The sequence below is a fragment of the Erythrobacter donghaensis genome (genome assembly GCF_002155425.1).
Classification (GTDB): Bacteria; Pseudomonadota; Alphaproteobacteria; order Sphingomonadales; family Sphingomonadaceae; genus Erythrobacter; species Erythrobacter donghaensis.
Genome location: NZ_MUYG01000010.1, coordinates 465,731 through 478,859 on the forward strand (window position 1 = coordinate 465,731; position 13,129 = coordinate 478,859).

The 13,129-nt window shown below is 66.0% G+C and carries 14 protein-coding genes; 5 read left to right on the forward strand and 9 right to left on the reverse strand.

The window, feature by feature from the left end; translation table 11 throughout:
* Positions 1-51: 51 nt before the first annotated feature.
* The 5 genes from BZF59_RS10755 to BZF59_RS10775 all read right to left on the reverse strand — a co-directional run bounded on the left by BZF59_RS10755 (position 52) and on the right by BZF59_RS10775 (position 5,361).
* Positions 52-699 (reverse strand): inner membrane-spanning protein YciB, encoded by a 648-nt coding sequence (locus tag BZF59_RS10755; RefSeq protein ID WP_086608232.1) that lies wholly within the window; start codon positions 697-699, stop codon positions 52-54.
* Entirely contained in the window at positions 699-1,625 is a 927-nt protein-coding gene (gene ftsY / locus BZF59_RS10760; protein WP_086608233.1) for a signal recognition particle-docking protein FtsY, read from the reverse strand. The genes BZF59_RS10755 and ftsY overlap by 1 nt, the downstream gene beginning before the upstream one ends.
* A complete protein-coding gene (locus tag BZF59_RS10765) occupies positions 1,622-2,809 on the reverse strand; it encodes a MiaB/RimO family radical SAM methylthiotransferase (RefSeq protein WP_281251655.1) in 1,188 nt (395 codons plus the stop codon). The genes ftsY and BZF59_RS10765 overlap by 4 nt, the downstream gene beginning before the upstream one ends.
* Positions 2,806-3,594, reverse strand: coding sequence for a diaminopimelate epimerase (gene dapF, locus BZF59_RS10770; protein ID WP_245806133.1), 789 nt, complete (start codon positions 3,592-3,594; stop codon positions 2,806-2,808). The genes BZF59_RS10765 and dapF overlap by 4 nt, the downstream gene beginning before the upstream one ends.
* 105 nt (positions 3,595-3,699) lie before the next feature.
* Positions 3,700-5,361, reverse strand: coding sequence for a putative bifunctional diguanylate cyclase/phosphodiesterase (locus BZF59_RS10775; RefSeq protein ID WP_211277386.1), 1,662 nt, complete (start codon positions 5,359-5,361; stop codon positions 3,700-3,702).
* A 183-nt stretch (positions 5,362-5,544) separates the two neighbouring features.
* On the opposite strand from BZF59_RS10775, the gene BZF59_RS10780 reads away from it, so the two are divergent.
* Both BZF59_RS10780 and BZF59_RS10785 read left to right on the forward strand, forming a co-directional pair.
* Positions 5,545-5,952, forward strand: a complete 408-nt coding sequence (locus BZF59_RS10780; protein WP_086608236.1) for an EVE domain-containing protein — start codon at positions 5,545-5,547, stop codon at positions 5,950-5,952.
* Between the two features lie 173 nt (positions 5,953-6,125).
* Positions 6,126-6,296: a CsbD family protein gene (locus BZF59_RS10785; protein ID WP_086608237.1), complete on the forward strand. Its 171-nt coding sequence runs from the start codon at positions 6,126-6,128 to the stop codon at positions 6,294-6,296.
* Positions 6,297-6,362: 66 nt separating this feature from the next.
* Here the strand turns inward: BZF59_RS10785 and BZF59_RS10790 are convergent, their stop codons facing one another.
* A complete protein-coding gene (locus tag BZF59_RS10790; RefSeq protein ID WP_086608238.1) occupies positions 6,363-8,051 on the reverse strand; it encodes a thiamine pyrophosphate-binding protein in 1,689 nt (562 codons plus the stop codon).
* Positions 8,052-8,209: 158 nt separating this feature from the next.
* Here BZF59_RS10790 and BZF59_RS10795 point away from each other — a divergent pair, with 158 nt between their 5' ends.
* The gene (locus BZF59_RS10795) at positions 8,210-8,401 is read left to right on the forward strand and encodes a hypothetical protein (RefSeq protein WP_086608239.1); all 192 of its coding nucleotides are present in this window, start codon (positions 8,210-8,212) and stop codon (positions 8,399-8,401) included.
* Here the strand turns inward: BZF59_RS10795 and BZF59_RS10800 are convergent.
* The gene (locus tag BZF59_RS10800) at positions 8,398-9,714 is read right to left on the reverse strand and encodes an MFS transporter (protein WP_086608240.1); all 1,317 of its coding nucleotides are present in this window, start codon (positions 9,712-9,714) and stop codon (positions 8,398-8,400) included. The genes BZF59_RS10795 and BZF59_RS10800 overlap by 4 nt on opposite strands.
* A 165-nt stretch (positions 9,715-9,879) precedes the next feature.
* On the opposite strand from BZF59_RS10800, the gene pgsA reads away from it, so the two are divergent.
* Entirely contained in the window at positions 9,880-10,488 is a 609-nt protein-coding gene (pgsA, locus tag BZF59_RS10805) for a CDP-diacylglycerol--glycerol-3-phosphate 3-phosphatidyltransferase (RefSeq protein ID WP_086608241.1), read from the forward strand.
* 41 nt (positions 10,489-10,529) lie between these two features.
* The gene (locus tag BZF59_RS10810; protein WP_086608242.1) at positions 10,530-10,853 is read left to right on the forward strand and encodes a hypothetical protein; all 324 of its coding nucleotides are present in this window, start codon (positions 10,530-10,532) and stop codon (positions 10,851-10,853) included.
* A 9-nt stretch (positions 10,854-10,862) separates the two neighbouring features.
* Here BZF59_RS10810 and BZF59_RS10815 read toward each other — a convergent pair whose 3' ends face one another.
* Positions 10,863-11,759: a hydrogen peroxide-inducible genes activator gene (locus BZF59_RS10815; protein WP_086608243.1), complete on the reverse strand. Its 897-nt coding sequence runs from the start codon at positions 11,757-11,759 to the stop codon at positions 10,863-10,865.
* 10 nt (positions 11,760-11,769) lie between these two features.
* Entirely contained in the window at positions 11,770-13,008 is a 1,239-nt protein-coding gene (gene rnd / locus BZF59_RS10820) for a ribonuclease D (protein WP_245806114.1), read from the reverse strand.
* Positions 13,009-13,129: the final 121 nt, after the last annotated feature.

Sequence of the window (13,129 nt, forward strand, 5' to 3'; positions counted from 1 at the left end):
CAGCTTCCGTATTAGCTGAATAATACAGTAAACGCCCGATGTGTCAAATCGTCACCCCGTCGGCGGCTCGTCCTTGAAGGGCTCGGCCTTGTCCTCGAAGCTCAGGCCGTGCTTCAGCAGCATCGGGATCTGGCTGAAGGTGAACAGGAAGGTCAGCGGCAGGAACACCCACAGCTTGGCCCACAGCCAGCTTTCGAAGGAGAGCTGAGCGCGCATCACTTCATTGAGCACGGCGAGGAACAGGAAGAACACGCCCCAGTTGCGCGACAGCTTCAGCCAACCCGCGTCCGACAATCCCTCGAAGGCGGCTTCGAGCAGGATCTTGAGCATCGCGCGGCCCATGAAAAACCCGCCGAGCAGCACGACCCCGAAGCTCGCATAGATGATCGTCGGTTTCAGCTGCACGAAGGTCGGATCGCCGAAGAAGATCGTCAGGCTCCCGAAGCCGACGATCAGCGCGGTCGAGAACCACAGCATCGGCGAAACCTTGCCGAGCCGCCACTTCGAAACCAGCAGCGCGATCACGGCGGCGACCATGAAGGCCCCCGTGCCGAAGGTGATGGCGATCAGTTCGCCCGCGGCGCTCGTCTCTTCGGGCGACATCCACTTGTAGACGCCGAGAAACACCAGCAGCGGCCCGTAATCGACCGCTACGTTGAGCCAGCTGGAGGCGGCCTTTTTGCCTTCGCCGTCGGCCATCACGCCACCCCGGCAATCACGCGGGCGACCAGATCGGGGTCGAAGGGGCGCAGGTCTTCGATCTTTTCGCCCACCCCGATGGCGTGGATCGGGAGGCCATATTGCTCCGCCGCCGCGACCAGCACGCCGCCGCGCGCGGTGCCATCGAGCTTGGTCATGATGAGGCCAGTAACGCCCGCGACTTCCTTGAAAACGTCGATCTGCGCGAGCGCGTTCTGGCCGTTGGTGGCATCGAGCACCAGCACAACGTCGTGCGGCGCTTCGGGGTTGAGACGACCGAGGACGCGGCGAATCTTCGCCAGTTCCTCCATCAGCTCCTTCTTGTTCTGGAGCCGTCCGGCGGTGTCGACGATCAGGGCGTCGATCCCGGTGTCGGTGGCTTGGCGGACGGCATCGAACACGATCGCCGCCGGATCGCCGCCTTCGGGCCCGCGCACCAGATCGACCCCGATACGCCCCGCCCAGGTCGCCAGCTGGCCGATCGCGGCAGCGCGGAAGGTATCGCCCGCGGCCAGCAACACGCCGTAATCGTCTTCCTGAAACAGATGCGCGAGCTTGGCGATGGTGGTGGTCTTGCCCGAGCCGTTGACCCCGATCACGAGGATCACCTGCGGGCGCGGGAAGGCGGTGATTTCGAGGGGTTTGGCGACCGGGCGCAGGATCGCGGCGATTTCCTCGGCGACCGCTTCCTTCAATTCGCGCGTGGTGATCTCCAGCCCGAAGCGCTTGTCCGACAGCCGCGCCCGGATGCGGGCGGCGGCCGAGGGGCCGAGGTCGGAGAGGATCAGCGCATCCTCGACCTCGTCCAGCGTCGCATCGTCGAGCTTCGCCGTCGCGCCGCCGCTGATGGGCAGGTTGGCGGAGAGCCGCTCCGATGTCTTGGCGAACCCGCCGAACAGGCGCTGGGTCCAGCTGCTTTCACTCATGCGAGCAGGCCCTCCCTGAGGCCGCTTGGGGTCACGTCGATAATAGTGCCGGGGATGCTGCCCTGCGGCAGCGCGACCGGTGCGTAATTGGGGGCATAGCCCGTGCCGCCGTGTTCGGCGAGGACGGGCAGCGTTTCGCCCACAAGTGTGCCGAGCCACGCCGCGCGTCGGGCGGCGGCGCGGGCGCGCAGATCGGCGGCGCGGGCCTTGACCACGTCGCGCGCCACCTGCGGCATCCGCGCGGCGGGCGTGCCGGGGCGGGGCGAATAGGGAAAGATATGCGCGTGGACGATGTCGAGCTCGTCGATGATCGCGAGGTTTTCGGCGTGGTGGGCCGCGTCCTCGGTCGGGAAACCGGCGATGAGGTCGGCGCCCACCGCGATTTCGGGCCGCAGCGCCTTCAAGCGCGATACCAGTTTCACCGCATCGGCGCGCGAATGGCGGCGCTTCATCCGCTTGAGGATCAGGTCGGCCCCGTGCTGGAGCGAGAGGTGCAGGTGCGGCATCACGCGCGGCTCCTGCGCCAGCAGCTCGAACAGCAGCGGGTCGATCTCGATCCCGTCCATCGAGGACAGGCGCAGGCGGGGAAGGCGCGGATATGCTTCGAGGATCGCCTGCACCAGCGTGCCGAGCCGCGGTGCATCGGGCAGGTCATGCCCCCAGCTGGTCAGATCGACGCCGGTCAGCACAACTTCCTGCGCCCCGGCGGCGAGATGCTGGCCGACTTCGCCCAGCACCTCCGCGATGGCCAGCGAGCGGCTTGCCCCGCGGCCCTGCGGGATCACGCAAAAGGTGCAGGCGTGGTCGCAGCCGTTTTGCACCGCGATGAAGGCGCGGGTGCGTGCCAAAGTCTCTTGGCGCGCCAGCGGGGGCGCGTCGCCCGAGACGTTCCAGCTGCGCGGATCAAGCTTGGCGGCGTTGGCGACCAGCCCGTCGACCTCGTCCATCGCGCCGATCTGCGCGCGGTCGATCTCGGCCGCGCAGCCCGTCACCACCAGCCGCGCCTGCGGATGGTCGCGCCGCGCGCGGCGGATCGCCTGCCGGGTCTGGCGCAGCGCTTCGCCCGTAACCGCGCAGGAATTGACGACGACGAGGTCACGCTCCCCCGCCAGTATCGCGCGCATCCGCTCGCTCTCGGCGATGTTCATCCGGCAGCCGAGCGAAATGATCGCGGGTGCGCTCAAGCGTAGTCGTCCCAATCGAAGGTGCCGCGGAAGCTTTCCGTCGCCGGGCCGCTCATCAGGATCGTGCCGCCCGGCTGCCATGCGATCACGAGATCGCCGCCGGGCAGGGTGACGCGCACCGGGCTGCTGACCAACCCCTTGCGGATTGCGGCAACGGCGGTGGCGCAGGCTCCGGTGCCGCAAGCGCGGGTCAGACCCGCGCCGCGCTCCCAAACGCGCAGCTTGAGGTGATCGGGCCCGGCAAGATGCGCGACATTGACGTTCACCCGCTCGGGGAACAGCGGGTCGTTCTCGATCAACGGGCCGAGCCGGTCGAGCGCAACCGCGTCGGCATCCTCGACGAAGAAGATCGCGTGCGGATTGCCGACATTGACCGCCATCGGGCTCTCGAGGTTCTCCCACCCTACCGGCATCGCGAAGGTGTCCATCGGATAGGCGAGGGGGATCGCGTCCCAGTCGAACCGGGGCTGCCCCATATCGACCTCAGCGCCGCCATCCATCGGCTGCAAGGCGATCGGCCCGCCGCCGGTGGCGATGGTGACGGGTTCTCCATGCAGCAGGGCGACCGCGCGCGCGGCATTGCCGCAGGCCTCGACCTCGCTGCCGTCGCTGTTGAAGATCCGCATGCGGAACGCGTGTTCCGCATCGGGCTCGAGCAGAACCAATTGATCAAAGCCGATCCCGGTGCGGCGGTCGCCCAGCGCGCGCGCGATCGGCGGCGTCACCTTCGGAAGCGCAGCCTCGCGCGCGTCGAGCACGACGAAATCATTGCCGAGCCCGTGCATCTTGATGAAGGGGACATGCTGCGTCACGCCGCCGCATCTATGCACCGCAGGGCCCCGCGTCCAGCCCCGCGCACACGGCGGGTTGCGCGCCGATTGGTGAAGGGGTCAGCCCTGTGCGGCGCGATGGGGCGGCAGAGGGGCCTTGGCCGCAGGGCGCGTGGTCACGCCCGGTTCGGTGCGCGGCGTGATCAGCTTGCCGGCCGCCGCCAACCGGGCGCGTACGCCCTCGGCATCCTCGGGAAGGCCATAGAGATAGCCCTGCGCCTTCAGACGGCCCATGGTTTTCAGCGCCTTGAGGATTTCCTCGTCCTCCACCCCTTCTGCGGTGAGCGGCAGATCGAGCCCGCGTCCGAGCGAGACGATCGCCTCCACCAGCCGCGAGCGCTGGCCGGGCTCCTTCAATTCGCTGACGAAGCTGCGGTCGATCTTGATGCGATCGAAGGGCAGATTGCGCAGCTGTTCGAAGCTCGAATAGCCGGTGCCAAAATCGTCGAGGCTGATCTGCACGCCCTGATTGCGCAGGGACATGATCATCGAGCGCACAAGGCCGACATTTTCGTGCAGGCAGCTTTCGGTGATCTCGATTTCCAGCCGCTGCGGCGGGAAACCGGCCGCGACCAGCCGCTTGAGCAGGCGCTGAGCGAACCAGGGATCGCGCAGCTGCACCGGCGAGATGTTGATCGACAGCGTCAGGCTTTCGTCCCATTCGCGGGCATCGCGGAAGGCCTGTTCCATCAGGCGTTCGGACAATTCGTTGATAAGGCCGATTTCTTCGGCGATGGGCACAAAGATGTCGGGGCCGATCAGGCCCAGCTGCGGCGAGCGCCAGCGCGCCAGCATCTCGAAGCCGACCAGAGTGCCGCTTTCAACATCGACCTGCTGTTCGTAGAAGGGCACGAATTCACCGCGCGCCAGACCCCGGCGGATCCCGGTTTCGAGCTGGTTGCGGAACCGGAGTTCGTTTTCCATCGAGGGTTCGAACCAGAAATAGCGGTTCCGGCCCTGCTTCTTGGCGTGATAGAGCGCCATATCCGCACGGTGCATCAGCGCGTTACCATCCACCTCGGCGCCGGTCGCGCGGTCGATGTCATGGTCGCAGGCAAGGCCGATCGACACAGTCAGTTCGACCGTCAGTTCGGGCATGCGAAGGGGCTGGGCGAGGCTTTCGTAAATCCGCACCACCAGATCGTCGACACGCTCGGGATGTCCGGTCGGGAACGTGGTGACGAAGGCGAATTCATCGCCACCCAGCCGCGCCAGCTGAGCTTCGCGCGGCAGCAGCGCGCGCACCCGGTCGCACACCATCACCAGCACCGCATCACCGGCGGCATGACCATGCATGTCGTTGATCTGCTTGAAATTGTCGAGGTCGATCATGCAATAGGCAATCGCCTCGCCGCGGGTTTCGGCCAGCTTGCGCAGTGCTTCGGTCGCCTCGATCATGCTGCGGCGGTTGAGGCAGCGGGTGAGCGGATCGGTCGCTGCGAGCAGCTGCGCGCGCGCTTCGGCCCGGCGGCGTTCGGCGATTTCGCGGGTCAGCTCGCGGTACCGGCGCCAGCCGAAGATGATCAGCGCGATATTAAGCAGCAGAGCGTTGACGAGGATCACGTTGGGCTTGCCCCCGTCGCCTAGCAAAGCGGCGATGGCTTCTGGCAGGACAGATCCGCCGGTGCCGACCAGCATGATGATGGCGGCCACGGCGATGCCCAGCGCAACGATGTCGCGTTCGGCTGCCACCAGCGGATTTTCGGGCTCGTGATCCGTCAAAATCGTTGCCTCTTGTCTGGGGCCGCAACAGACGCGCGGCCCACCCCCTTACCGTCACCTTTCCAGTGCTCTGGCAGATCGCACTAAATATCGGGTTAATAGGCAATCTGCGGGCAGGGGCTTGGCGCGGCGGGCGGGGTCGGTCTATCGGGGCGGGGAACTTGCGAAGGAGTGCTGCGTCCCATGGCCTATTGGCTGATGAAGTCCGAACCGTTCAAATACAGCTGGGACGACCTTGTCGCCGAAGGGGAGGGCACCTGGGACGGGGTGCGCAACTACCTCGCGCGCAACAACCTCATGGCAATGGAGGTGGGAGACGAGGCGTTCTTCTACCATTCGCGCGAGGGGCTTGAGATCGTCGGCGTTGCCGAGATTACCGTCAGCGGGATCGGCGATCCCACCGATGAGACCGGCAAGTGGGCGGCGGTGAAGCTGAAAGCGAAGCGGAAATTCGCAACACCCGTGACGCTCGCGGCGATCAAGGCCGAACCGCGCCTTGCCGAGATGCAGCTCGTCCGCCTGTCGCGCCTGTCGGTGAGCGCGGTCACGCCCGAGGAATGGGCCGTGGTCTGCGAGATGGCCGGCGAGTAGTTCGGCTCCGCGAGAAAAATCAAGTGCTTGGTTGCCCAGTGCGTGGCTCGTCGCGCGTCCGCGTCGGTTTGTCCCGCCATGGTTGGCCCTGCGGAACATTGCCGCATGGCCGCTCTTATCCCTGTCGAAGCGTCGCAATTCCCCGCCGACGCAAACACACAGAGGAGCTAACCATGGGTAAGCTGACCGAGAATATCAAAGGCACCGCCAACGAACTCGCGGGCAAGGCCAAGCAGCAGTCGAACGATCCGGAAACCCGCGCCGAAGGCGCGGCGCAGGAGCTGAAGGGCAAGGCCCAGAAGGTCAAGGGCGACATCGAAGGCGCCATGGGCGACAAGATCTGATCGTCTCTGCCCCCTGACGATCAACGCGAAGGCCGCCTCTCCCCCCCGGAGGCGGCCTTTTTCGTGTCAGCTGCGTGCGCGGGCGCGCAAGCCGCTGATTGTCGCGCCGCTGGCGGCGATGCGCTCGAGATCGGTGAGGGCATGGATCAGGCGGATGCCGCTCCGGCCTTGCGCTTCGGCGAGCGCGGCGATGAATTCCCCGGTGGTTTCTACCCGCGCGCTCCAGCCGCCAAAGGCCGCGCCAAGCATCGCGAAATCGGGGTTGGCGAGCTGCGTGGCGGAGACCCGGCCGGGATATTCGCGCTCCTGATGCATGCGGATGGTGCCGTAGGCGCCGTTGTCGATCACGATCACGATCAAGTTCGCGCCATATTGCGCGGCGGTGGCGAGTTCCTGCCCATTCATCAGAAAATCGCCGTCCCCCGCCACGGCGACCACCGTCCGCTCGGGGAAGCGCAGCGCGGCAGCGACCGCGGCGGGCACGCCATAGCCCATTGCGCCGCAAGTCGGGGCGAGCTGGCCGGGAAAAGCTTCATAGCGCCAGTAGCGGTGCCACCAGCCTGCGAAATTGCCCGCACCGTTGCAGATCATCGTATCGGCAGGCAGCGCCTCGCGCATCGCGGCAACGCAGGCGGCCAGATCCATCGCCGCGTCGGACGGCTGGGGGGTGGACCACGCCAGCCATTCCGCATGCGCTTCGGCCCCGGCATCGAAGGGGATGATCGCCTCGTCCTCCCACAGCGCCGCGCACTCCGCGAATTCGTCCATCGCGCAGCACAGGGCGAGATCGGTGCGATAGACCCGGCCCAGTTCTTCGGGATCGGGATGGATGTGCACCAGCGTCTGGCCGGGGTGTTCGAGGGTCGGCACCTCGTAACCATCGGTGGTCGCCTCACCCAGCCGCGCGCCGACCGCGATGATGAGATCGGCGTTTTTCACCCGCTCGACCAGTTGCGGGTTCGGGCCATAGCCGAGGTTACCGGCATAGACCGGCGATGTCGGCGCGATCGCGTCCTGACGGCGGAAGGCGGTGGCGACCGGCAGGCCGATCCGTTCGGCGAATTGCTGGAAATATGCGCGCGCCTTGGCGTTCCACCCCGCGCCGCCGATGATCGCGATGGGGCTGGCGGCATCGGCGATCATGTCGAACAGCGTGGCAAGAGCATCCGGGCACACCGCCTGCGCCGGGCGCAGCACCTGCGGGCGCGGGGCGAGGCTGGCGGGCACCTGTTCCACCAGCATATCCTCGGGCAGGGCGAGCACCACCGGGCCGGGCCGCCCGCTGATCGCCACAGCATAGGCACGCGCGATATATTCGGGGATGCGCGCCGGATCGTCGATCCGCGCGGCCCACTTGCAGATGGGCGCGAAGAAGGCGGGGAAATCGACTTCCTGAAACCCCTCGCGCCCCTGCGCGCCGCGCGCAACATCGCCGACGAACAGGATCATCGGCTGCGAATCCTGATGCGCTACGTGCACGCCGATGCTGGCATTGGTCGCACCAGGGCCGCGGGTGACGAAAGCGATTCCCGGCCGCCCGGTCATGGTGCCATCGGCGCAGGCCATGAAGGTGACGCCGCCCTCCTGACGGCAGGTGACGACATCGATTTGCGGCCGGTCGGGCAGGGCATCGAGCACCGCGAGGAAGCTTTCGCCCGGCACGGTGAAGATCCGCGTCGCGCCCTGCATGGCAAGGCAATCGACCAGCAGCGCAGCTGCTGTTCTGGTGCCCTCGGGGCGGGTGGAATCGGTCATCACATTACTCTCCCGTCGTCTTGCCGTGCGCCTCTACCGCCGCCTGCGCGGCCGCGCAAACTCGGGTTGTCCCATGCTGCGACAGGCTCGCCGCAAAGCGTTTTCAATCGTTAAAAAAGTCTTAATGCTGGCAGGGCCTGACAACGGAGAAAAAAAGAATGCGTCGCAGCCTGGTCCTCACTGACGAGACCGCCCGCCACTGGTTCCGGGCGAGCCTGCCGCCACATGTGAAGCGCGACCTGTTCGACATTCCGGCTGAGGGCCTGTGGCGGCTGACGATGGCCGACGTGCGCGGCGTTGCCAGCACCTATGTCGCGGTGACGCTCGCCGTCTTCGCCTTCATTATCTAGAGCGCGCCGGGCTCCCGCAACGCTTCGGTCGCGTGAAGCTTGCGCGCGAGGCTGGCTGAGAAGAAGCACAGCACCAGGCTCAGCAGCAGTTGCTCCTGCAACGGGATGCCGAGCGGACCGAGCGCCCCGGCAATCCCGGCCCCCACCACCATGAACACCGACGAGATGAAGTTGTTGGCCGCGACCGAGCGCGAGGCTTCGGACGGGTCCACCCGCGTCGTCAGGAAGGCATAGAGCGGCACCACGAACATTCCGCCAGCGATCGCGATGAAGAGCAGGTTGGCGGTCAGCGCCAGCGCGAGCGGCTGGGCGAGGAATTCCCACACGGTGAACAGCTCGCCCTGCGGCGTGAGGTTCCACATCCGGCACAGCGCGTAGAAGACCACCAGCAGCGCCGCTAGCACCATGACCGAGCGCGCCGAATAGCGCGCCGAGATATCGCCCTTGAGCAGCGCGTTGATCGAGACCGAACCGATCGCGATTCCGGCCGAAAAGGCCACCAGCAGCACCGCGGCCACCTGCTTGTCGGCCAGCAGCACATTCTTGGCCAGCGGAATGAACTGCACCGAAAGGATCGCCGCAATCGCCCAGAAATAGCTGATCGCCAGCACGGAATAGCGCAGCTCGAGATTGCCCATCGAAAAGGCGATCAGGTCTTTGGACGCGCGGACCGGGTTCCAGTCGACCTTGGTATCCTCGCATTGTGTGGGGGCAGGGGGCACGAAGCGGCAGGTGGCATAGCCGATCAGCGCGATCACGATCACGCCGATAATGCTCCACATGATCGGCATGGCCCCGCCCAGCATCATCCCGACGAGGATCGCGACATAGGTACCTGCCTCTACCAGACCCGTGCCCGCCAGCACTTCATCCTTCTGGAGATGCTGCGGCAGGATGGCGTATTTGATCGGGCCGAAGAAGGTCGAATGCACCCCCATCGCGAACAGCGCGGTGAACATCAGGGGGAGCGCGAGGCTCTCGATCTGCATCCCGCGCGAGGCCAGCAACAGGCCGGTCGCGCCGACGCTCATGATCAGAATCTCGGCAAACTTGATCCAGCGGATGATCTTGGTCTTGTCGCGCATGTCGGCAAGCTGGCCCGCCGTGGCGGAAAATAGCACGAAGGGCAGCACGAACAGCGCCGTGGCGACGCCGCTGATCAGCGTCTCCATCTCGGGCGAATCGTAGACCTGATAGACCACGAACAGCACCATCGCGTTCTTGTAGAGATTGTCGTTGAGCGCGTTGAGCAGCTGGGTCAGGAACAGCGGCAGAAACCGCCGCTGGCGCATGAGATGGGTGGAGGTTGTCATGCGGCTGTGTCGCGGGCGCTTCCCTGTGAGTTACCCGCGACATAGCGGGGCTGCACGCTTTCACAAGAGCGCAGTCCGCAAGGCCGGGCTGCTGCATGATTGTCGGGGATGCCCCAATGCGGGGGTTTTGCGCGCCCGTTTCCGGCGCTAGACGGGTGCGCAACCATGTCGAGCTTGCCCAATATCCTCACCTGTTCGCGCATCTTTGCCGTGCCGCTGCTGGCGTTCTTCCTGTGGTGGCCGGAATGGCGGCTGGGCTACCTGATCGGCTTCGTGCTCTATTGCATCATCGCGATCACCGATTTCTTCGACGGCTATCTGGCGCGCGCGCAAGGGACGGTGTCGAAGCTGGGCATCTTCCTTGATCCGATCGCCGACAAGATCATGGTCGCCGCGGTGATCCTGGTGCTGACCGCTCAGGGCTATCTGCGCGGGCCCTATGCGGGCGACGTGCATGTGATCGCGGGCCTCATCATCCTGGTTCGCGAAATCGCCGTGAGCGGCCTGCGCGAATTTCTGGGCGGATTGCAGGTCTCGGTCCCGGTCTCGGCGCTGGCGAAGTGGAAGACCACCTTCCAGCTGGTCGCTCTGGGCGCGCTGATCCTTGGCGGGGCGGTGCACGGGGCGCCGTGCCAGTCGGTGTTCGAGGGGTGCGGTTCGATCGCGAACAGCTGGGTCCATGTGGTCGGCCTCGTCAGCCTGTGGACGGCGGCGGTGCTGACCCTGATCACCGGATGGGACTATCTGCGCGTCGGCCTCAAGCACATGGATTGAGGGCTGGCAAAGGGCGCCGACTTCGGGTTACAACATATCCCATGGGATCTGAGACTTCGGGCGAACCGGGCGTATTTGTCGGCCGGTTGGCGAATCAGGCGCGCAAGCTTCAGCACGAGGCGAAGGCTGCCATCGCGCAGGGTGACTACGCGCGCGCCTCGGCGCTGATCGGCGATGCCGAACTGCTGGCCGAGGATGTGCACGGCCTCGTAGATGATATCGAGCACCGCCAGACTGACCGGCTGATGGGCCACGCCGCCGCCGAAGCCGAAGCCCGCCGCCCGCGCCGCCATGCCCGGGGGAGCCGCCTACGCCTCGCATTTGGCGCGACCCTCGCGATGAGCCTTGCGCTGGTGGAGTGCTGAGCGGGGCGCTCAACCCGCCCGCAATTCGTCCGCCAGCAGCAGGAAATCGGCCTCGCGCGGGGAGTTCTTGCGCCAGGCGAGCACGATCTCGCGCTTGGCGGTGGGGCTGTCGACCGGCCGGGCGACCACGTTGGTCCCGTTCAGGATCCCGGCCATCAGCGCCATTTCGGGGAGCATGGTGAGGCCCAGGTCGTTGTCGACCAGTTGTACCAGCGTGTGCAGGCTGGTGCCGATCATTGCTGCACTCGCGCGCAGTTCCGAACGCGAGCAGGCGGCGAGCGCATGGTCGCGCAGGCAGTGGCCGTCCTCAAGCAGCAGCAGCCGGCCCTGATCGATCATCTCGGGCTTTATGCTCGCGGGCGGATCGCGCGGGTCGTCCTTCGGGAAGGCGATAAACAGGCGATCGTCCGCAATATGCGCGATCGCCGCGTCGCCGGTGTCGAAGGGCAGGGCAAGCAGCACGCAATCGACCCGCCCGTGCGACAGCGATTCGAGCGCATCGTGGCTGGTCTCCTCGCGCAGCATCAGCTTGAGGTCAGGGCGCTCGCGCTTCAGCCGCGGCAGGATGCGCGGCAGCAGGAAGGGCGCGATGGTGGGGATGACGCTCATGCGCAGTTCGCCCGACAGCGGTTTGCCCGAGGCCTGGACGAGATCGGCCAGCTCCTCGGCCTCGCGCAGCAGGCGATTGGCCTTGGCCACCACCTGCTCGCCCAGCGCAGTGAAGCGCACCACCCGGCGCGAACGTTCGACCAGCGTCACGCCCAGCAGCGATTCGAGCTCGCGAATCCCCGCCGACAGCGTCGATTGCGAGACGAAGCTGGCATCTGCCGCCTTGCCGAAATGGCCATGTTCGTGGAGCGCCACGAGATATTGCAGCTGCTTGATGGTGGGGAGGTAGGTGCTCACAGCCCGCGCGCTATTCCGCCGCCAGCGGATCGGGTTCGGCTTCAGTCCCGGCCTCCGCTTCAGGCTCGGCCTCTGGCGCAACGACATCGTCGATATGCGTCATCTTGAGCCGCCCCTTCTCGACCGCGAAGGCCAGTTTGCCCTCAACCAGATCGAGCGCGTCCTTGCCGAACACCTCGTAGCGCCAGCCTTCTAACACCGGCAGCTTGCGAACGCCTGCCGCGAGCGCTTCCATCTCGTCGGCGCGGGTGAGGAGCCGCGGGGCGACGTCGATCTCGCGGGCGCGGATCTTCAGCAGCAGCTTCAGCAGATCGGCGACCAGCGCGCCTTCCTTGCCGAGCGGCGCGCCCTGCTTGATCTTCTCGGGCATCTCGGACTTCGGCAGCGGCTCGGCCTCGGAGAGCACCTTCATCAGCCGCTTGCCGATGTCGTTGTCCTTCCACGCAGGGCTGAGGCCGCGCACCTTGGCGAGATCGGCCTGCCCCTTGGGCGGGTGGCTGGCGATGTCGGCGAGGGTCTCGTCGCGCATGATCCGCCCGCGCGGGATGTTCTTGTGCTGCGCCTCGCTCTCGCGCCACGCGGCAAGCGCCTTCATCCGCCCGAGCACCTGCGGATTGCGCCCCGACTGGCGGATGCGCTTCCACGCAACGCCGGGATCGGTGAGGTAATTCGACGGATCGGCAAGCTTTTCCATCTCGGCATTAAGCCACAACCCACGCCCGGTCTTGATCAGCTTTTTCAGGATCTTGGGGAAGATGCCTGCCAGATAGGTGACATCGCCGATGGCATATTCGATCTGCCGATCGGTCAGCGGTCGGCGGCTCCAGTCGGTAAAGCGCGCGCCTTTGTCGATGGTGACGCCCACCCACGTCTCGACCAGATTGGCATAGCCGATCTGTTCGGACTGGCTGATCGCCATCATCGCGATCTGGGTGTCGAAGATCGGGTGCGGGGTCTTGCCGGTGAGGTTGACGATGATCTCGACATCCTGCCCGCCGGCGTGGAAGACCTTGAGCACATCCTCGTTCTCGCACATCAGGTCGAGCAGGGGAGTGAGGTCGATCCCCGGCGCCATCGGATCGATCGCGGCGGCTTCCTCCGTATTGGCGATCTGCACCAGGCAGAGTTCGGGCCAATAGGTGTTCTCGCGCATGAATTCGGTGTCGACCGCGACGAAATCGGACTTCGCAAGACGGTCACAGAGGTCGGAGAGGGCCTCGGTCGTGGTGATCAGCGGATGGATTTTCATGTTGTCTTTTCGTGTCTAGCAGGCGGAGTGCCGCCCTCGGGATCGTTCCCAGTATGCCCGGCCCCCTTGCCATGCGTGGCTTGACAAAGTGCCGGGCTTGCCCTGTTAGCGCGCCGACGGC